General features: G+C 70.5%; 19 protein-coding genes. 8 read left to right on the plus strand and 11 right to left on the minus strand.

The window, feature by feature from the left end; translation table 11 throughout:
• The first annotated feature begins 135 nt into the window (after positions 1–135).
• Together ACFYOY_RS37985 and ACFYOY_RS37990 are read left to right on the plus strand one after the other, a co-directional pair.
• Entirely contained in the window at positions 136–669 is a 534-nt protein-coding gene (locus ACFYOY_RS37985; RefSeq protein ID WP_351901405.1) for a ferritin-like domain-containing protein, read from the plus strand.
• A gap of 20 nt (positions 670–689) precedes the next feature.
• The gene (locus ACFYOY_RS37990) at positions 690–1,394 is read left to right on the plus strand and encodes a pentapeptide repeat-containing protein (protein WP_388592192.1); all 705 of its coding nucleotides are present in this window, start codon (positions 690–692) and stop codon (positions 1,392–1,394) included.
• Here ACFYOY_RS37990 and ACFYOY_RS37995 read toward each other — a convergent pair.
• Positions 1,352–1,696 (minus strand): hypothetical protein, encoded by a 345-nt coding sequence (locus tag ACFYOY_RS37995; RefSeq protein WP_351901401.1) that lies wholly within the window; start codon positions 1,694–1,696, stop codon positions 1,352–1,354. The two genes, ACFYOY_RS37990 and ACFYOY_RS37995, sit on opposite strands and share 43 nt — an antisense overlap.
• A gap of 204 nt (positions 1,697–1,900) precedes the next feature.
• Between ACFYOY_RS37995 and ACFYOY_RS38000 the strand changes: the two genes are divergently transcribed.
• Positions 1,901–2,767: an AraC family transcriptional regulator gene (locus tag ACFYOY_RS38000; protein WP_351901399.1), complete on the plus strand. Its 867-nt coding sequence runs from the start codon at positions 1,901–1,903 to the stop codon at positions 2,765–2,767.
• 42 nt (positions 2,768–2,809) lie between these two features.
• Here ACFYOY_RS38000 and ACFYOY_RS38005 read toward each other — a convergent pair whose 3' ends face one another.
• Both ACFYOY_RS38005 and ACFYOY_RS38010 read right to left on the minus strand, forming a co-directional pair.
• Complete coding sequence (locus tag ACFYOY_RS38005; RefSeq protein WP_351901397.1) at positions 2,810–4,246, minus strand: APC family permease; 1,437 nt, start codon at positions 4,244–4,246, stop codon at positions 2,810–2,812.
• The gene (locus tag ACFYOY_RS38010) at positions 4,240–5,043 is read right to left on the minus strand and encodes a carbon-nitrogen hydrolase family protein (protein ID WP_388592195.1); all 804 of its coding nucleotides are present in this window, start codon (positions 5,041–5,043) and stop codon (positions 4,240–4,242) included. Before ACFYOY_RS38010 ends, ACFYOY_RS38005 begins: the two co-directional genes overlap by 7 nt.
• 150 nt (positions 5,044–5,193) lie before the next feature.
• Between ACFYOY_RS38010 and ACFYOY_RS38015 the strand changes: the two genes are divergently transcribed.
• Positions 5,194–5,955, plus strand: coding sequence for an FCD domain-containing protein (locus ACFYOY_RS38015; RefSeq protein ID WP_351901393.1), 762 nt, complete (start codon positions 5,194–5,196; stop codon positions 5,953–5,955).
• A 70-nt stretch (positions 5,956–6,025) separates the two neighbouring features.
• Here the strand turns inward: ACFYOY_RS38015 and ACFYOY_RS38020 are convergent, their stop codons facing one another.
• Both ACFYOY_RS38020 and ACFYOY_RS38025 read right to left on the minus strand, forming a co-directional pair.
• Entirely contained in the window at positions 6,026–6,535 is a 510-nt protein-coding gene (locus ACFYOY_RS38020) for a DinB family protein (protein WP_388592197.1), read from the minus strand.
• A gap of 34 nt (positions 6,536–6,569) precedes the next feature.
• Positions 6,570–7,259, minus strand: a complete 690-nt coding sequence (locus tag ACFYOY_RS38025; RefSeq protein WP_388592198.1) for a class I SAM-dependent methyltransferase — start codon at positions 7,257–7,259, stop codon at positions 6,570–6,572.
• Between the two features lie 132 nt (positions 7,260–7,391).
• Here ACFYOY_RS38025 and ACFYOY_RS38030 point away from each other — a divergent pair, with 132 nt between their 5' ends.
• The 3 genes from ACFYOY_RS38030 (at position 7,392) to ACFYOY_RS38040 (ending at position 11,107) form a co-directional block, all read left to right on the plus strand.
• On the plus strand, positions 7,392–7,973 hold the full coding sequence (locus ACFYOY_RS38030; protein WP_351901387.1) for an XRE family transcriptional regulator: 582 nt from the start codon (positions 7,392–7,394) through the stop codon (positions 7,971–7,973).
• A gap of 289 nt (positions 7,974–8,262) precedes the next feature.
• Positions 8,263–9,543 (plus strand): YeeE/YedE family protein, encoded by a 1,281-nt coding sequence (locus ACFYOY_RS38035; RefSeq protein ID WP_351901385.1) that lies wholly within the window; start codon positions 8,263–8,265, stop codon positions 9,541–9,543.
• A gap of 133 nt (positions 9,544–9,676) precedes the next feature.
• Positions 9,677–11,107, plus strand: a complete 1,431-nt coding sequence (locus ACFYOY_RS38040) for a DUF3616 domain-containing protein (protein WP_388592201.1) — start codon at positions 9,677–9,679, stop codon at positions 11,105–11,107.
• A gap of 70 nt (positions 11,108–11,177) precedes the next feature.
• Here the strand turns inward: ACFYOY_RS38040 and ACFYOY_RS38045 are convergent, their stop codons facing one another.
• Positions 11,178–11,966, minus strand: coding sequence for a hydrolase (locus tag ACFYOY_RS38045; protein ID WP_388592203.1), 789 nt, complete (start codon positions 11,964–11,966; stop codon positions 11,178–11,180).
• Positions 11,967–12,252: 286 nt separating this feature from the next.
• Here ACFYOY_RS38045 and ACFYOY_RS38050 point away from each other — a divergent pair, with 286 nt between their 5' ends.
• Complete coding sequence (locus ACFYOY_RS38050; RefSeq protein ID WP_388592205.1) at positions 12,253–12,660, plus strand: RidA family protein; 408 nt, start codon at positions 12,253–12,255, stop codon at positions 12,658–12,660.
• Positions 12,661–12,725: 65 nt separating this feature from the next.
• Here the strand turns inward: ACFYOY_RS38050 and ACFYOY_RS38055 are convergent, their stop codons facing one another.
• The 5 genes from ACFYOY_RS38055 to ACFYOY_RS38075 all read right to left on the minus strand — a co-directional run bounded on the left by ACFYOY_RS38055 (position 12,726) and on the right by ACFYOY_RS38075 (position 17,395).
• The gene (locus ACFYOY_RS38055) at positions 12,726–13,106 is read right to left on the minus strand and encodes a helix-turn-helix domain-containing protein (RefSeq protein ID WP_351901377.1); all 381 of its coding nucleotides are present in this window, start codon (positions 13,104–13,106) and stop codon (positions 12,726–12,728) included.
• An 83-nt stretch (positions 13,107–13,189) separates the two neighbouring features.
• Entirely contained in the window at positions 13,190–14,074 is an 885-nt protein-coding gene (locus tag ACFYOY_RS38060; protein WP_388592207.1) for an alpha/beta fold hydrolase, read from the minus strand.
• A gap of 104 nt (positions 14,075–14,178) precedes the next feature.
• Complete coding sequence (locus tag ACFYOY_RS38065) at positions 14,179–14,787, minus strand: TetR/AcrR family transcriptional regulator (RefSeq protein WP_351901373.1); 609 nt, start codon at positions 14,785–14,787, stop codon at positions 14,179–14,181.
• Positions 14,788–14,942: 155 nt separating this feature from the next.
• Positions 14,943–15,962 (minus strand): ACP S-malonyltransferase, encoded by a 1,020-nt coding sequence (locus tag ACFYOY_RS38070; RefSeq protein ID WP_351901371.1) that lies wholly within the window; start codon positions 15,960–15,962, stop codon positions 14,943–14,945.
• Positions 15,959–17,395 (minus strand): class I adenylate-forming enzyme family protein, encoded by a 1,437-nt coding sequence (locus ACFYOY_RS38075; protein ID WP_351901369.1) that lies wholly within the window; start codon positions 17,393–17,395, stop codon positions 15,959–15,961. Before ACFYOY_RS38075 ends, ACFYOY_RS38070 begins: the two co-directional genes overlap by 4 nt.
• Positions 17,396–17,490: the final 95 nt, after the last annotated feature.

Genomic DNA, 17,490 nt, shown 5'->3' on the forward strand with positions numbered 1-17,490 from the left:
GCTGCGTTCGTCGGCTCGGATACCGCCGATCGGCTGGCGCTGTACGGCGATCCAGTCATCTTCACGCTCCGCCCGATGCCCTCCGGGCCCCGCGGGGAACACTCGCCCAACCCGAGGAGAGCAGAGAGGGCACTGATGAGCGACGACTTCGTGCTGGACGTGACCAAGATCCGCGACGAGGCGCGCCGCAAGATGGCGGCCGGACCGGTGACGGACTCCTACGGTCTGGACAAGGACCGGGTCATCGGCATCCTCAATGACGTCATCGCGACCGAGGTGGTGTGCTGGCTGCGCTACACCCGCCACGCCATCTCCGCCAGCGGGATCGACCGCGCCCAAGTCTCCTCGGAGTTCACCGAGCACGCGAAGGAGGAGATGCAGCACGCGCTGCGCGCCGCCGAACGCGTCTCCCAGCTCGGCGCCGACCCCGACTTCGACCCCGCCTCGCTGGCCCAGCGCGCCCACACCGACTACACCACACCGCCCGACAACGACCTGAAGGCGATGCTGGAGCACAATCTGCTCGCCGAGCGCATCGTGATCGCCAGCTATCAGGAGATCATCCGCTGGCTGGGCGAACACGACCCGACCACCCGCCGGCTGATGGAGTCGATCCTGGAGGAAGAGGAGGAGCATGCCGACGATCTGGTGGACCTGATCGGCGTCTGACCGCTGTGGTGGGTCGGCCCATGACCACGCGTTGGCCCCGTTCGCTCTCCTGCCTCATCGTGACCGCCCTGTCGTCGGCCCTGCTCGTCGGGTGCGGGGAGGACAGACACGGCCGGAGCTGCTCCGGCCGTCCGGGCAGGGATCTCTCCAGCCGCACCGTCTCCGGTGGCGACCTGTGGCAGAAGAAGATGCGGTGCGTCAACCTCGAACGCTCCACACTGACCGGGCTGGTGTCCGAGGCGAACCTGCGCAGCGGCAACCTCTACGAAGCGCGGCTGGCCGGTGTGTCCCTGGACAACGTCGACCTGCGCAACGCCGACCTGCGCCGGGCCGACCTCACCTCCGCCACCCTCTCGCAGGTCGACCTGCGCGGCGCCGATCTGAGCGAGGTCAAGCTCGGCAGGGGCCTGCTCACCGACGTCAGCTTCGATCGCGCACAGCTGGACAGCGCGGACCTGCGGGCGGCGTCCCTCACCCATGTCGGCCTCATCAAAGCCGATCTGCGCGGCGCCGATCTGGGCGGAGCCACGGTGTCCGACTCCGATCTCCGCGGCGCGCGGCTGCAGGAGGCCGTCATCTCGACCACGAGCTGGGAGAACGTCCTGTGCCCGGACGGCTCGCGGTCGAGTGCACGGGATTCCTGCGCCGACCATCTGACCCGGGCCGAGTCCCGGGCGGCGGGTCAGTTCGCCGCGCCGTCTGCCGCCTTGCCGGATTCGCCCTGAGACGCCTTCTGCCCGACACGGTGCGCCTGCTCGAGACCCGCCATGTAGGCGTCCAGATAGTCGGCGTCCGACAGCCGGGCGCACGGCCCGGGGACGGGGTGGGAGCGGACCGCTCCGCCCTTGTGGGCTGCGGCCCGGTCGGCGATGGCATCGACACAGCGCTGGGTGACCTCGGCTTTCTCGGCAGCGGCCGGGGTGCCGCTCGGGTTGCGCTTGTCGCCCGCGTCACCACCGCTGGAACAGCCGGTCAGCAGCAGGGTGATCGCGATGACGGCCGCGGCTTCGAGGGTGCGGGTGCGCATATGTCTCCCAGGGGCGTCGATGGTGGGGTGCATCATGCGGCGCCGGGGCGGCGGGGTGGGAGAGCCGGGTCGTCGTTGTGATGAAACGGTGACCGAACGGGCGTACGGGGCGATCCGGCACACCCGACCGGAGCGGGCACAGGATGTCGGGTCCGGCAGGGTGCGGACTTCCTAACGTGAGGGGCGTCAGGGAAGGAGACCGAGGTGCTGGAGCGGCTGAACGAGGCCCTGGAACACATCGAGTCGCATCTCGATCAGCGGATCGAGACGGCCGAGTTGGCGCGGATCGCGGTGACGTCGGAGTACCACTTCCGCCGGCTGTTCTCCGCACTGGCGGGGATCCCGCTGTCGGAGTACATCCGGCGCAGGAGGCTCACCATCGCGGGGGCCGAGGTGCTCGCCGGGGAGCGGACGCTCCTGGAGATCGCGGTGCGCTACGGCTACGGCTCGGGCGAGGCGTTCGCGCGTGCGTTCCGGGCCATGCACGGTGTGGGGCCGGGCGACGCCCGGCGGGCAGGTGCCGTACTGCGCTCCCAACCGCGGATGTCCTTCCGCCTCGTTGTCGAAGGGAGCAGCAGCATGCGATACCGGGTCGTGGAGAAGGAGCGATTCCATGTGGTCGGCAAGAAGGTCCGGGTCCCGCTCGTCCATGAGGGGGTCAATCCGCGGATCGCGGAGTTCATCCGAGGTATTGACCAGGAGACGATAGGGCGGATCTCCGCCCTGTCCGATCAGGAGCCGGAGGGGATCCTGGGAGTGAGCGACAACCTCGACCCGAGCCGGGCGGAGGGCACCGAACTCGACTACTACCACGCGGTGGTGACGGGAGCCGCCGCCCCGAAGGACCTGGACGAGCTCGTCGTCCCGGCGGGGACATGGGCGGTCTTCGAGAGCTCCGGGCCGTTCCCGCGGGCGCTCCAGTACCTGTGGCGGGACGTCTTCACCCAGTGGTTCCCGTCCAATCCGTACCAGAGCAGGCCGGGTCCGGAGATTCTGCGCACCCGGCTGTCGCAGGACGCGGCGCAGGCGGACGCGGAGCTGTGGATCCCCGTGGAGCGCACCGCGGTCTGACACTCCGCCCGGCCGTCACGACGGCCGGGCGGAGCCCGCGCCTCACCTACGCCCCCGCGAGCCGTGAGCCCCTCGGACCAGGCCGGCGATGAGTGCGAGGAAGGGGATGACGCCGAGGACGATGCTCACGCCCACGCCACCACCGGTGACGAGGGTGAAGTTGGAGAACACCAGCCATAGCGCGGTCAGCAGTCCGGCCACGGCCAGCAGCGGGGCGATCCGGGTCTGCCAGGGCCTGCCCGCGGAGAGCTGGGCGTTGCGCGCGAAGAAGACGACCACGGCGATGGACGTGATGAGCATCAGCAGGATCATGCCCACCGTGGCCAACCCCGCCATGGAGCCGAAGACACCCACCAGCGGATCCAGTCCGATGACGGCGCAGGCGACGACCAGGACCAGCGCGGTGACGGTCTGGACGACCGAGGAGACGGACGGCGAGTGGTGGCGCGGGTGGACGGTGCCCAGCCGTGCGGGGAGGAGGTCCTGGCGGGCGAGGGTGAAGGTGTAGCGGGCGATGACGTTGTGGAAGGACAGCACGCAGGCGAAGAGGCTGCTGAGCAGCAGTACCTGCATGACGTCCCGCAGCGCGGTGCCGACGTAGGTCTGGGCGGTGTCCATGAGCATGTTGCCCTGGCTGTCCAGGGTCTTCTGTGCCACGGCCGAGGCGTCGTCGGTGCCCGCCGCCAGGACCAGCGCCCAGCAGGACAGCGTGTAGAAGGCGCCGATGATCAGGACGGCCAGGTAGGTGGCCCGGGGTATGGTCCGCTCCGGGTCACGGGCCTCGTCCCGGAAGACGGCGGTGGCCTCGAAACCGATGAATCCGGTGATCGCGAACAGCACGGCCACGCCCAGCGGTCCGGAGAGCGCCGCATGCGGGGTGAACGACTCGACGTTGACACCGTGGGCGCCGCCCCGGGCGAAGATCCCCGCGTCCAGGACCAGCACCACCACGATCTCCAGGACGAGTGCGACACCGAGGACCTTGGAGCTGAGGTCGATATGGCGGTAGCCGAGGAGGGCCACGATGCCCAGGGCCGCGAGCGCCCACACCCACCAGGGCAGGGTCGGCCCGCCGAAGGTGTGCAGGACATCGTTGACCGCCCAGCCCAGGTAGCCGTAGACGCCGACCTGGATCGCCGTGTACGCGACGAGCGCGACGGCGGCCGTGCCCACTCCGACGCGCTCCCCCAGACCACGGGTGGCGTAGGCGTAGAAGGCGCCGGCCTGCGGAACGTGGGGCGTCATGGTGACGAAGCCGACCGCGAACACCAGCAGGACCATCGATGCGAGGGCGAAGCCGACGGGGGCTCCGGCGCCGGGGCCACCGGCGATGGCGAGCGGGACATTGCCGCCGACCACCGTCAGGGGCGCGGCGGCGGCGATCACCATGAAGACGATGGCACCGGTGCCGAGCCGCCCCGACAGATTCGCGTGTGCCGGTTGCCGGGTGGATGCGTGCGCATCGGAGTCGGTCAGCATGACGGGTCCTTGGTGGCGCGGGCGGACGGGGTGAAGAGGTCTGGCCGGAGGTCGGCCAGGTACGGATTGGCCTTGCGCGCTTGCCGGACCGTGTGTGGTTCCACGGTCGCGAACAGCAGCCGGTTGCCGTGTTCGACGCTGTCCAGCACGGTCGCCGACGGGCTCACGATGGAGCTGCGGCCGACGTAGCGCAGTGAACCCTCGTCGCCGTCATGGTTGACGTAGGCGATGTAGATCTGGTTCTCCCAGGCGCGCACCCTCAGCAGGTGCTCGGCGATGAACTCGTACGGTTGCATCTGGGCGGTCGGGACCGCGACGAGGTCCGCGCCGGCGAGGGCGGCGGACCGCACGTTCTCGGGGAACTCCACGTCGTAGCAGATCAGCATCGCGATCCGGACGCCCTCGTAGTCGATGACGGGGGCGGGCAGGTCGCCCGGGGTGAAGTATCTGCGGTCGAGCTCGCCGAAGAGATGGTTCTTGCGGTGCCGGCCGAGGATCGCTCCGGCCGCATCGATGAAGAAGGCGCTGTTGTAGTAGGCGCCGGAGCCGTACTCGGGCGCTCCGAGGACGAGCGCGATGCCGTGGGAGGCGGCTATCTCCCGGGCCGGTGACAGCAGGTCCGTTCGGGCCAGGTCCCGGACGGCGTCCCCGATGTCGTAACCGGTGACGAACAACTCGGTGGTGATCAGCAGTTCGGCGCCTTCCGCACGGGCCCTGCGGCACGCCGCGTCCAGTTCCTGGAGGTTGGCGTCGACGTCGCCGGGCGTTCCCGCCGTCTGCAGTCCGGAGATCTTCATCAGTGCCTTTGGAGTGGGCGTCCAGGGGTGAATGCGAGCCATAAAAACATGCTCACTTTGATCAGGTAAACCCCCGGAGGTCACGGTTCCGCAAAGCGGCGGCCCCCGTGCGAGGCCCTGGGGAGGCCGCGAGCCCCCTACCCTGAGGGCATGGCGACCCAGGAACCGTCCGGCGCACCGAGCGCCCTGACCAGCAGCGCCCTCGCCGCGATCCGCCGTACCAGCGCCGTCGACACCGTTCGGGCCCGGATCTCCCTGGCGGTCGACCTGGGCCTGCTGGCGCCCGGTGAGCGGCTGCCCAATGTCCAGGCCACGGCGGCGGCGCTCGGGGTCGGCGAGATCACCGTCCGCCGGGCCTTCGGCACCCTGGAGCGCGAAGGCGTCGTCGAGCGGCGACCTGGGCGCACGGGCGGCACCTTCATCGCGGAGCGGCCCCGCCGCCGCACCGTGGCGCAGGTCGCCGCGTACCGGGAGGACAGCGAACGGGTCCACCGGCTGATCGACGAACGCATCGTGCTGGAGGCCGGTTTCGCCCATCTGGCCGCCGAACGGCTCGATCGGACCGGGCTCGACCGGCTCGATCAGTGCATCCGGGAGATGGACTCGGCCGAGAGCTGGGCCGAGTTCCACGCGAGCGACCAGCGGTTCCATCTGGCCCTCGCCGAGGGCGCCGGGCTGTCCGCCGCCCTGGGGATGTACCAGCGGGTCACCGGAGAGCTGTACGCGTACTTCCTGCCGTACCCGATGGGCTACCTCCGCAGCAGCAACGAGCAGCACAAGGCCATCCGGGCCGCGCTCGGCGCGCGGGACGCCACCTCGGCGGCCGGTCTCCTCCGGGACCATGTCGCCGAGCTCCACCACTCGATGTACGTCGGTTTCGCGGATACCGCCGAGCGGGGCGACGACGGCTGACCTCCACCGGCTCGTCGGCTTCGCCGCCGAACTGGGCTGCGAGATCGGCCCTCCTGGGCGGTGGCCGGTGTCAGCGGCCGGTGGATCCGTCGATCTGCTCGCGGAGGATGTCGGCGTGGCCGGCGTGCCGGCCGGTCTCCTCGATCATGTGCACCAGGACCCAGCGCATCGACGGTGCCGACCCCCGGCGCGGGGCTCGCGGAGCGGGGAGAGCCAGATCGGGGCAGGCGTCGATGACCCGGTTCGCTCGCTCGACGGTCTTGCGGTAGTCGGCGAGCACGCCGTCGACGGTGTCCTGCGCGGACGGCCGCATGGTCGCGGGCCAGTCGTCGGCATCCTCGCCGAGGAAGTAGAACCGCTCGACGAACGCCAGATGCTTGAGCAGTCCGAGAAGGCTGGTGCCCGAGGGCACTCCGCCCGTTCGGACCTGCGGTTCCGGTAAGCCCGCGACCTTGTCCGCGACCGAGTTCCGCAGATAGTCGAGGAAGCCCCGCAGGGTGGCCTTCTCATCCGGGCCGGTCGCCGGAGGTCCGGTTTCCTTCGTCCGAGTCCGGGACCGCTGGGCACTTCTTTCTTGCATCGAGTCACTCCTGTGCGTCGTGAAGTCGTGTGGTTCAGGCGGCCATCCGGTGGTCGCGCCGCTGGACGAGCAGGACGTTGTCGATGACGGTGGCGGTCTCACCAGCGGGTCCGGTGGCCTGGCGGCGGGGCATCTCGGCGCGCAGCACGGACCAGTGCGCGGGGTCGAGATCGAGTTCGGCGGCGACCTCGGTGGGCGTGGGGTAGTGGATGTCGGGGTCCTGGTTCCACGACCAGGGCGCGGTGGAGCCGTGGTCGACGATCAGCAGCAGACCGCCAGGGCGCAGCGCCCCTGCGGCGGTACGCAGGACTCGGCTGCGGGGCAGCGAGAACGGGGTGTGGAAGTACTGGGCGGAGATGAGATCGAACTGGCCGGCCGGGAAGCTGCCGGCCAGATCGTGTTGTTCGGTGGCGACCCGGTCCCCGACGCCAAGATCGCGGGCGCGCTCCCGCACCCGTTCGACGGCCGTGGTGGAGATGTCCACGGCGGTGACGTGCCAGCCCTGCTGGGCCAGCCAGATGGCGTCGCCGCCGGGGCCGCAGCCCAGATCCAGGGCGGCGCCGGGGCGCAGCGGTGCGGCGGTCTCGGCGAGCAGCGGGTTGACATGTGCGTCCCAGTCGCGCCGGGTGCCGTAGTGCCGCTCCCAGAACTGCTCGGCGTCCGCGTCCGCCGTGCCCTGATCCCCGGCGTGGGCGGTGAGTCGTCGGCCTTGCGTGGAATCCATCTGAGTCGCCCTTCGTCGGCCGGCGTGCCGAGCGCGATCCGATACGCGCCTTCGACGCCGGTGATGTACCGACAGCCTCGACGCCGCCATTTCGCTCTTGCAAGAAAAGTTGCGGATCCGCATCATCGGGCCATGGACAACAACCCCGCGGAAGACGTTCTGGCCGGAGTGGGACCGCGGCTGCGTGCCCTGCGCCGGGCGCGGAGCGCCACGCTGGCGGCGCTGGCGAACGAGACCGGCCTCACGGCGAGCACCCTGTCCCGCCTCGAGAACGGCAAGCTCCGCCCCACGCTGGAGCAGCTGCTGCCGCTGGCCCGGGCGCACGGCGTCCCGCTCGACGATCTCGTCGCGGCGCCGCCCACCGGCGACCCGCGCATCCACTTGCGACCGGTGCGGCGATCCGGGCTGGTGATGGTGCCGCTGACCAGGCGGGCCGGCGGTATCCAGGCGTACAAGGTGATCTATCCGCCCGCCGGCCGGTCACCCACGATGAAGCTGCAGACCCACGAGGGATACGAGTGGTTCTACGTCCTCGACGGACACGCCAGGTTTGTGCTCGGCGAGCAGGAGTTCCGGCTCGGGGCCGGCGAGGCGGCGGAGTTCGACACCCGCATACCGCACTGGATCGGCAGCGCCGACAGCCGGCCCGCGGAGGTGCTCACCCTGTTCGGCGCCCAGGGAGAGCGCGCACATCTGGCACCGGCAGGGCACTGACCACCTCAGGATCCGCCGTCTGTGGCTGACTCCACAGATCACATGGTGAGACCAGGGTCCAGTTTTTGAAATCCGGACCATATCCTCGAGTACATGTCCGCACCCGCCCATCCGCTGTGTCTCGCGCTGTTCGCGAACTCGGCGTGGTGCGTCGACGACAGCCTCTGTCGCCGCTGAGCCGGAATTCGGCCGGTTTCCCCACCGCGCGCCGCCGCCCGGCGCCGCGCCGCCCGGTCGGGCCCGCCCGCCCAGTGTGATCCCCCTCCCGAACGTCTCCCGGAGTCCGCACGTGACCACCGCCCCGCCCGCCGAGGCAGCGAAGACACCCGCGCTGCTGTCCCCCTCACCCACCTCCGTGCCCCGGCCGGAGGCGCCCGCCGCGCCGCCGGTGCGCCGGGTGCCGCTCGCCGTGTCCGGGCTGCTCGGCGCGGCGCTGACCGCGTATGTCTGGTCCGCCCACGGGGCCAAGCCCGGCGTTCTGCTGCTGCTCGGCCTCGCCCTGGGAATCGCCCTCTTCCACTCCCGCTTCGGCTTCACCTCCGCCTGGCGGCAACTGGTCGCCGTCGGCAACGGCACCGGCCTGCGCGCCCACACCCTGCTGCTGGGCACCACGGCCACGCTCTTCGCCCTGCTCATCGGCACGAAGACCGGGCTGTTCGGATCCATACCGGCGCCCTCGGGCGGGCCGCTGGGCTTCGGGCTGCTGATCGGCTCGTTCGTCTTCGCCGTTGGTATGCAGCTCGGTGGGGCCTGCGCCTCCGGAACCCTCTTCGCGGTCGGCTCGGGACAGACGTCGATCGTGCTCACGCTCGGCGGCTTCATCGGCGGTGCGACCCTGGCCGCCTGGCAGTTCGACCTGTGGAAGGACCTGCCGTCGCTGGAGCCGGTCGTCATGGCGGACCACATCGGCTGGTTCGGCTCCTGGGCGGTGACGATCCTCGTGCTCGCCGCCATCGCCCTGGTCAGCCGTAGCGTCCAGGCCCGCCGCAACCCGCCGCCGATCGGTGCGGTGCCCTCCGCGCGCGGTGCCGCCGCCCGTGTCCTGCGCGGCTCCTGGCCGCTGGCGGTCGGCGCCCTGGCGCTGGCCGTGCTGGGCGCCGGGGTGCTGCTCGTCTCGGGCGGCGCATGGGGTGTCACCAGTGCCTTCAGCCTGTGGGGCTCGGAGCTGGTGCGAGCGCTCGGCGGCCACCCGGAGAGCTGGAGCTGGTGGCAGCAGCCCGGAAACAAGGAGATGCTCGCCGGTCCGGTGCTCGCCGACAAGACCAGTCTCACCGACATCGGCATCATGATCGGCGCGGCCCTCGCCGCGGCGCTCGGCGGCACCTGGACCCTGCACCGCGGCGTGCCGTGGCGGACGGCGACCGCGGCGGTGCTCGGCGGGGTGCTGATGGGCATCGGTGCCCGGCTGGCGGGCGGCTGCAACATCGGCGCCTACCTCGCGGGCATCGCCTCCGGCAGCCTGCACGGCTGGGTCTGGGGCGGCTTCGCCCTCCTCGGCACCTGGGCCGGGCTGAAGCTGCGGCCGCTCTTCGGGCTCGGGAACCCGAAGCCGGGCGACGGCGTCTGCTGACGGCGACGGCCCCCTGGGCCGGAAGTGGTTCGTGTTCGGGAATCGTTCATGCACCCGCCATGTAAATGATCCATCGTCAGGGCGGTGTGCCGGTCCGCCGACCGGCCCCGCAGCTGACGAAGGGTTGCTCACGATGGTCCCGTTCCATGCCGCTCCCCCGCGCCGTACCCGCCGGGTCGTCCACGCCGCGGCGCTGGCGCTGATGGCCGGCGCCACGACGCTGGCCGCTCTCCCGGCCTCCGCGGTGGCCGGGAACGCGGACTACGGCACGCCGACCATCAAGCCGGCCACCTCCTACCTGTCCGGCGCCGTCGGCGCCACCGGCGACCCGACGGTGACCGTGAAGGTCGGCCAGGGCGGCGCCGACGCGGACGCGCTCACCGTGTCCGCGACCGCCACCACCCACGGCTCGGTCGCCGAGACCGGGGACGTCACGGTGACCGGCACCGGCGCCACCCGCGAGGTGGCCGTACGGGCACGCGGCAAGGGCTACACCGACCTCACCCTCGAGGTGAACGGCCTCGGCGGCAAGAGCGCCACCACCACCCTGCACTACGCCGCCTCCGGCGCCGTGGGGGACGCCGCCGACACCCGCTACCTGACCGGCTCCAGCGACTCCTCCGCCGCCGTGGACGTCGGCGACGGCTACCTGGTCGTCGCCGACGACGAGTCCAACGTCCTGCGCCTGTACCGCCGCGACGCGTCCGGCGCGCCGGTGCGCACCTGGGACGTCAGCTCCGACCTCGATGTCGACAAGGAGATCGACATCGAGGCCGCGGCCCGCGTCGGCGACACCATCTACTGGACCGGCTCGCTGGGCAACAACAAGGACGGTGAGCCGAAGGAGGACCGTTTCACCCTCTTCACCACCACCGTCTCCGGTTCGGGCGCCGACACCGAGCTCGAGGTCGGCGGCTCGTACCAGGGCCTGCGCGAGGACCTGGTGGACTGGGACAAGGCCAACGGTGACCGGCTCGGCTTCGCCAAGGGCACCGCGGACGGCCAGGTGCCCAAGCAGATCGACGGATTCAACGTCGAGGGCCTGGAGTTCGCGCCCGGCTCCGGCTCCACCGCGTACCTCGGCTTCCGGGCGCCGCTGGTGCCGCCCGCCGACGGCGGCAAGGCGCTGCTGGTCCCGGTCACCAATGCCGACGAGCTGGCCCGGTCCGGCAGCGACAAGGACACCCACGCCACCTTCGGCGCCCCGATCACCCTCGACCTCGGAGGCCTGAGCGTGCGCGACATCCGCCGCAACGACAAGGGCCAGTACCTGATCGTGGCCGGCTCCTGGGCGGCCGAGGACAACAGCGCCCCGTACGCGCTCTACTCCTGGGACGGCGTCGCCGGACACCAGCCGGTCAAGCGGCTCGACCTGCCGACCGCCGACCCGGGCGGCTGGGAGATCGTGGTGGACGTGCCCGACCTCGCGGCCCCCGGCGCCCGGGCCCAGGTCATCACCGACAGCGGCGCGGCCGACCTGTACGGCGACGGCACCGAGGCCAAGAACCTGGAGCACGAGGAGTGGAAGAAGTCCCGGTCGGTCAGCTTCCCCCTGAACCCCTGATCCGGTCGCCCGGGCCGGCTTCCGGCCCTTCTCCCCGGCCCGGTTGCCCGGCGCCGCCCCTGACAGTGGCTCAGCAGCCGATCCGGGAGGTGCCGACGGCCACGTCGTCGTACCAGAGAGTGTCGTCACCCTCGCCGTAACTCTCCCAGCCCAGCCGCAGATCGCCCGGGGCGGGCCGCCACCCGCCCCGGCTCAGCCACTGCTGGTCGACGTCCTGGGTCGGGGTGCCGTCCACCACCAGGCCGGTGACGAGCCCCCCGTTCACCCAGGTGTCCAGGCGGCCCGCGGTCCGGTCGAGGCGGAACTCCAGACAGGTCCAGGTGTCGGCAGGCAGCGGAGTGCTGAGGGCGACGCCCGCCGGGCTCTGGGCGGGGAGGGTGGCGTCGTCCGACTCGCGGTTCCACTGCAACGCCTTGTTCTGACCGCCCATGCGCAGGTCCCTGCCGTTGTCGTTGGCGTCGCGCAAGGCGGCGAACGTGACGTGCTGGGCGGGCAACGCGGTGGTGTGACGGACCCAGAAGCGTCCGTACAGGTCGCCGCCGGACGGCAGACCGGACAGCGAGGTGCCGACGAAGGCGTGGTTGCAGTATCCCGCCTTGCCGGTGATCCGCACCGACGTGGTGCCGCCGTGAGCCGTCGTGGTGTCCACGGTGGCGGTGCCGGTGCCCGAGCAGTTGGCGACGGCCGTGGTCCAGCGGCCCGCGGGGGTGGTGCCGGTCTGGGACTCGAAGTCCTCGCAGAAGCCATTGGCGGCGCAGGCCGCCGGTTGTGCCGAGGCCCGTGGCGCGGCCGGGGCGGTCAGCGCCAGCGCCACGGCCACCGCGGCGGCGGCCAGGGCGCGGCGTGGTGTGGGGGTCATGGCGGATCCTTCGACTGGTCAGGACGATCGAGAGCTTGGGAGCGCTCCCACTTGTCGAGAACTGTAGCCCGTACATGACAAACCCGGAAGGCCGGGCGGCCGCGGAACCGGTACGCGAGCCCCTGGGCTACTCGGTCACCAAAAGGTTCCCCAGTCACCGGAAAGTGCGTTCTTCCATGTCGGCGGCCACTCTCCTACGGTTTCCGAGTAACCAAGGGAGAGCGCACACGCTTGGGCTCTCCGGAAGCGAGCCCGTGGGCTCCCATGACGAGAAGGCAGGCAGCACATGGCCATCACCCTGGTGAACCCCGGCGAATTGCCGGAGATCGAGGTGTACCGGCAGGTGTCGGTCGCGACCGGGTCGAGGCTGGTCCATATCGCCGGGCAGGTCGCTTGGGACGCCGATGGGGTCACGGTCGGCGAAGGCGACCTCGCCGCTCAGGTCGAGCGGTGCTACCTCAACATCGGCATCGCCCTGGCCGAGGTCGGCGGCTCCTTCGACGATGTGGCGAAACTGACCGTCTACGTCGTCGACTGGACGCCCGACAAGATGCCCCTGTTCCTGGAAGGGGCGGCACGGGCGGCCGCAAAACTGGGGGTCACCCCGGTCCCGCCGGGGACACTGCTGGGGGTCGCGGCGCTGGACGTCCCCGAGCATCTGGTCGAGATCGAAGCCACCGCGGTCCTCGACTGACGTGGCCGCGCGGTGGCCCCGCAGGAGGCGGGGCCACCGCGCGGTCCCAGTGAGTGCTCCCCCGGTCAGGCGTCGAAGCGGCGGCGGGAGTCCTCGATATGGCCGAGGTAGGTGTGGGTCCAGCCGCACATGCCATCGACCGTCGCGCGCAGGGCCCGGCCCGCCTCGGTGAGGGTGTACTCGACCCGGGGCGGCACGGTGGGGTGCACCTTCCGCCCGACCAGGCCGTTGCGCTCCAGCATGCGCAGGTTCTGGGTGAGCATCTTGTGGCTGATGCCCTCGACCTCGTTCCGCAACTCGCTGAAGCGCAGGGTGCGTTCACCGAGGAACTCGATGATCAGGAACGCCCACTTGTTGGCGACATCCGCGAAGATCTCCCGCGCCAAGGAGTCCGCGCGCATCAGATCGGCGTCCTCGGGCGAGCCCGTGTATTGCTTGGTGCCCATGGGGCCACTCTCCTACAGGCCCCGAGTCACCACAAGAGACCACGGAGGCGGAGGGCCGGCCCCGGCCACGTCCGCGACTCGGGTCAGGTGAGCCGGTCGGCCAGGAACGGCAGCAGGACATCGGCCACCTCCTCCGGCACCTCTTCGGCGAGGTCGTGTCCGGCCCGGAAGACATGGCCGGTGACGTCGTGGGCGAGCAGCCGCATCTGGGTCTCGTTCCGGTCGCCGATGAACGCGTTGCCGCCGAGCGCCAGCACCGGGATGTCCAGCATCGTGCGCGCCGCTTGCCGGTTCTGTTCGGCGTCGACGAGCATCGCCCGGTAGATCGCCAGCATCGAGCGGATACCACCGGGCATCGAGTAGCAGCGCACATACTCGTCGATCGCGTCGGCGGTGGCGGTGTCGGGGTAGCTGCGCTCATCCTTGAGCATGTACGTGATGAGTTCGCGCTCATGCCCGGCGATCAGCATCTCGGGTACGTCCGGCTGGAAATAGAAGCCCAGATGCCACAGGAACATCCCGCCCGAGACATTCTCGTGGGTCAGGGCGGCGTGGTCCTCGAAGCCGAAGCCGGGCAGCAGCGCCTCGGCGAACACCAGGGCCTCGACGTGGTCACGGTGCCGGGCAGCGAGCTGATAGGCGACCACCGCTCCCCAGTCCTCCCCCATCACGGTGTAGGACGCATGCCCGAGGTGGGCCATGAGCGCGGCGATGTCGTCGCTCATGGTGGCGCAGTCGAATCCGTCCGCGGGACGGGCCGAGTCGCCCAGACCACGGAGGTCCGGCACGACGACGGTGTGCCGTGCCGTCAGCTTCGGGACCAGATGCCGCCAGTGATAGCCGGTCTTGGGCACTCCGTGCAGCAGTACCACCACCGGACCGGAGCCGGCCGTTCGGTAATGGAGCTTGGTGCCGTTGACGGGGGCGCGGCCGGTGCGGACAGGTTCTCCACGATGGTCGAAAAGCATGAGCCCTCCATGATTCGGGACTGATTAGTCTTGAATTAGGGCAAACACAAGGCACCCAAAGGCGTGGGTGTCTTGCGCGTCGGCGCGGTCGCGGATCGCCGCCGTCAGTCGGTGACGGCGGCCGTCGGGGAGGTCAGCATCGCCATGACGGTGTCGACCGTGGTGGTGATGCGGTCACGCTGGCCCTCGCCCGCACACGACAGCACCTTCAGGCCGCTGTTGAGCGAGGCCAGCATGGTCGCCGCCGAACTCGGATCGACGCCGGGCGCCAGCTCGCCCTGCGCGCGGGCCCTCAGCAGCGCGCCGTAGAGTGCGGTCTCGAGGCGGCTTCGGTTGCCCTCCAGGCGCCGCGAGATCTCGGGGTCGGAATCCCCGTGCTCCACCGTGGCGTTGACCGCGAAGCAGCCCTGGGGCGTGCCCGGTTTCGGGTCCGCCGCGCTGGTCTCCAGCAGATCCCGGACGGCATCCAGGGCGGACGCACGCGACGCCAGGATGTCGGCCGGGCTCGGCGCCGCGGCGCCGGAGAGAAAGCGGTCGAGCGCGGCCAGATACAGTCCGCGCTTGGACCCGAAGGTCCCGTACAGACTTGCCCGCGCGATTCCCAGGCCATCCACCAGGTCGCTGGTGGACGTCCCCTCGTAGCCATTGCGCCAGAACAGCCGCATCGCGGCGTCCAGCGCGGCCTCGGGGTCGAATTCCTTCCTCCGTGCCATACCGGCACACTAACCTTTCGAGATCGATCAGTCAATTTGAAGGGGAGGCGGTGCCCCGGACGACGACCGCCGGCTGGGCGCTGCCCGAGAGCAGCGCCTCCATCAGACGGCGGAGGACGATCCGGGGCCGGCCGTGGCCGGGGGCGGAACGGCCGTCACCGCCGCGCCCGGCGAGCACTCCTCTGACGGACGCGCGGGCGCATCGCCTTGCGGGCGTCGATGGCCAGGACCTCGAAGTTCTCCCCGGTGCTGTTCACCCGGCCGAAGAGGTTGTCCGGACCCGAGATGCAGACCTTGGTGATGCCGTGCTCCCGCATCGTCTCGACCATGTCCGGCCAGCGGATCGGGCAGTTGAAGGTGTCGAGCAGCATGGTGCGCACCCCCTCCGCCTCGGTCAGCAGCGCGCCGTTCTGGTCGGAGACGACCGGGAGCTTGGGGTCGGCCAGCTCGAAGCTGCCGAAGACCTCCTCCTCCGCCTTGCGGCGCAGGGCGCCGAACGAGGGGGCGTGGACCGGCGGCCACATCGTGTACATGTTGTAGCCGCCGAGGTCGCCGATCCGCTTCTTGAACCGGTCGAGCACGGGCTCGCGCAGGGACACGAGGTAGAAGCCCTGGTCGATGTGGCCGGAGACGTCGTGCCACTCCCCCTCGTCGTCCAGTTCGCCCAGCGCCTTGCGGAGGCTCTCCTCGGGGGTGTGGATCACGCAGTGGGTGACCGCTTCACGGTGCTCCTGCGCGAAGTACTCCTCCTCGCAGCGGGCCAGCTCGGCGGTGAGCCGCACGGTCTCCTCGAACGGCAGGGACCCCGCGTAGGTCACCGCGGCCCGCTGGCCGAAGCTCGGTCCGGCGCACAGCTCGGGCTTCTCTCCCAGCGTCTCCTCCGCCCAGTCGGCGAGGGAGAGACAGACGGTCAGGAAGGCGATCTGGGTGTGGGCGGCGTACTGCCCCTCCTCGTCGCCGTCCGACTGGCGGTACCGGTCGAACACCGAGTACCCCACCACCTCGTCGGCGATCGCGAGCCGGCGCCGGGCATGGGGGTTGGTCAGCAGGAACTCGCCCACGTCGGTAAAGCGGAAGGGCCCCATCCCGGGGAAGACGAACGCCGTGCGGCCCGGCTGTGACTCCGTTGCCTGGGACTCGGTGGTCTGGGGCTCGGTCGCCTGTGGCTCTGTCATGCGTTCGCTCCGGGTGCCAGGTCGAGAGCCAGCTGCTCGAGTTGTCGCTTGTCGGGCTTGCCGTTGCGGTTCAGGGGGAATCGCTCCAGGACGTGAATGCGGTTGGGGTGCTCGAAGGCGGGCAGCAGGGAGCTGATCGGCTCCCGCCAGAACCGCGACTCCCGCTGCTGCTCGTCCTCCACGAAGAAGACCAGCTGGCAACCGCGCTGCTCGTCGGGGACGGGCACGACCTTGACGAGACAGCCGCCCGCGGCCAGCTTGTGCTCGATGATCTCGGGGTAGAGCGTGTGGCCGTTGCGGTGCACCGCGGACTTCCGGCCGAGGACGAAGAGGTTGTCCCCGCTGTCGAGGTAGCCGAAGTCGCCGGTGGGGTACCAGTCGGTCTTGGCCGGGTCGACCGGGGCCACTGTGCCGTCGTCCGCCAGGTAGCCCTCCATCAGGTCGGGCGAGTGGACCTGGATCTCCCCGACCTCGCCCGAGGGGAGGGCTGCGCCCTCGTCGTCCACGATCCGCAGCTTCAGACCCTGGACGGCCCGCCCGCAGGCGACGACGTTGTCCTCGGTCGCGAAGGCCACGTTTCCGGCCTCGGTGCTGCCGTAGCTGTCCAGCAGGGGCAGCCCGAACTTCTTGACGTAGTCGCCGACCAGGCCGGGGTCCAGCGGGGCCGCCCCGCTGCAGAACATGCGGACACCGGACAGCTCGTCCGCCAGGGCGGGCTTACGGCCGATCATGTTGAGCATGCTGCGGTAGCTGGCCGGGGTGGCGTCGACCACCGTCGCCCCGCAGGTGCCCGCCATGGTCATCGCCCGGTCCAGACGCCGGTAGGGCGCGATGACCAGCGAGCACTTGACCAGCCAGGCGATGAGCACCATGGACAGCCCGTACTGGTGGGAGAAGGGCAGCAGCGGCAGCAGGACGTCGTCGGAGCGGTGGCCCACCTGCTCGGCGTTGCGCTCCAGGTTCTTCAGGAACTTCGCCCCGGTCTTGACGACGCCCTTGGGCTCTCCGGTGGACCCGGAGGACCACATGATCAGGCCGTCGGGCAGCTCGCACCAGGTGTCGAAGGAAAGCCGCCGCTCGGCGGGGGACTGCTCCATGGCCGCCACGAGCAGCTCGTAGACGGTGACCCGGGCCGGGCCGCTCTCGGGCATCGGGGTGTCGTCGTCGACCACGCATATCTTGACGCCGGCCCGGTCACAGATGCGCTGTGTCGCCTCCGCCCGCTCCTGGTGGTCGACCATGACGATCGAAGCGCCGACGTGCATCAGGGCGAGGAGGGCCCCCACGTAACCGGCGGAGTTGCCCGCCTTCAGCATGACCCGGGTGCCGTCGCTGACGCCACGCTCGCGGAGCGCGTCGGCGATGCCCAGGGCCCGCTGCTCGAACTCGGGAAGCGTGTGCACCGCTTCCGTCGTAAAGAGCTTTGCGGTCATCGGGTTTCACTGTGCCTTTCTTCTTCTTGAAGCTCTTGGGGTGAGGAACACCCGCGACGAGGGCGGACGTTGCCCGAGAGTGCGAGTCCCCCCGG

It is taken from the genome of Streptomyces sp. NPDC007875 (assembly GCF_042868035.1).
GTDB lineage: Bacteria > Actinomycetota > Actinomycetes > Streptomycetales > Streptomycetaceae > Streptomyces > Streptomyces antimycoticus.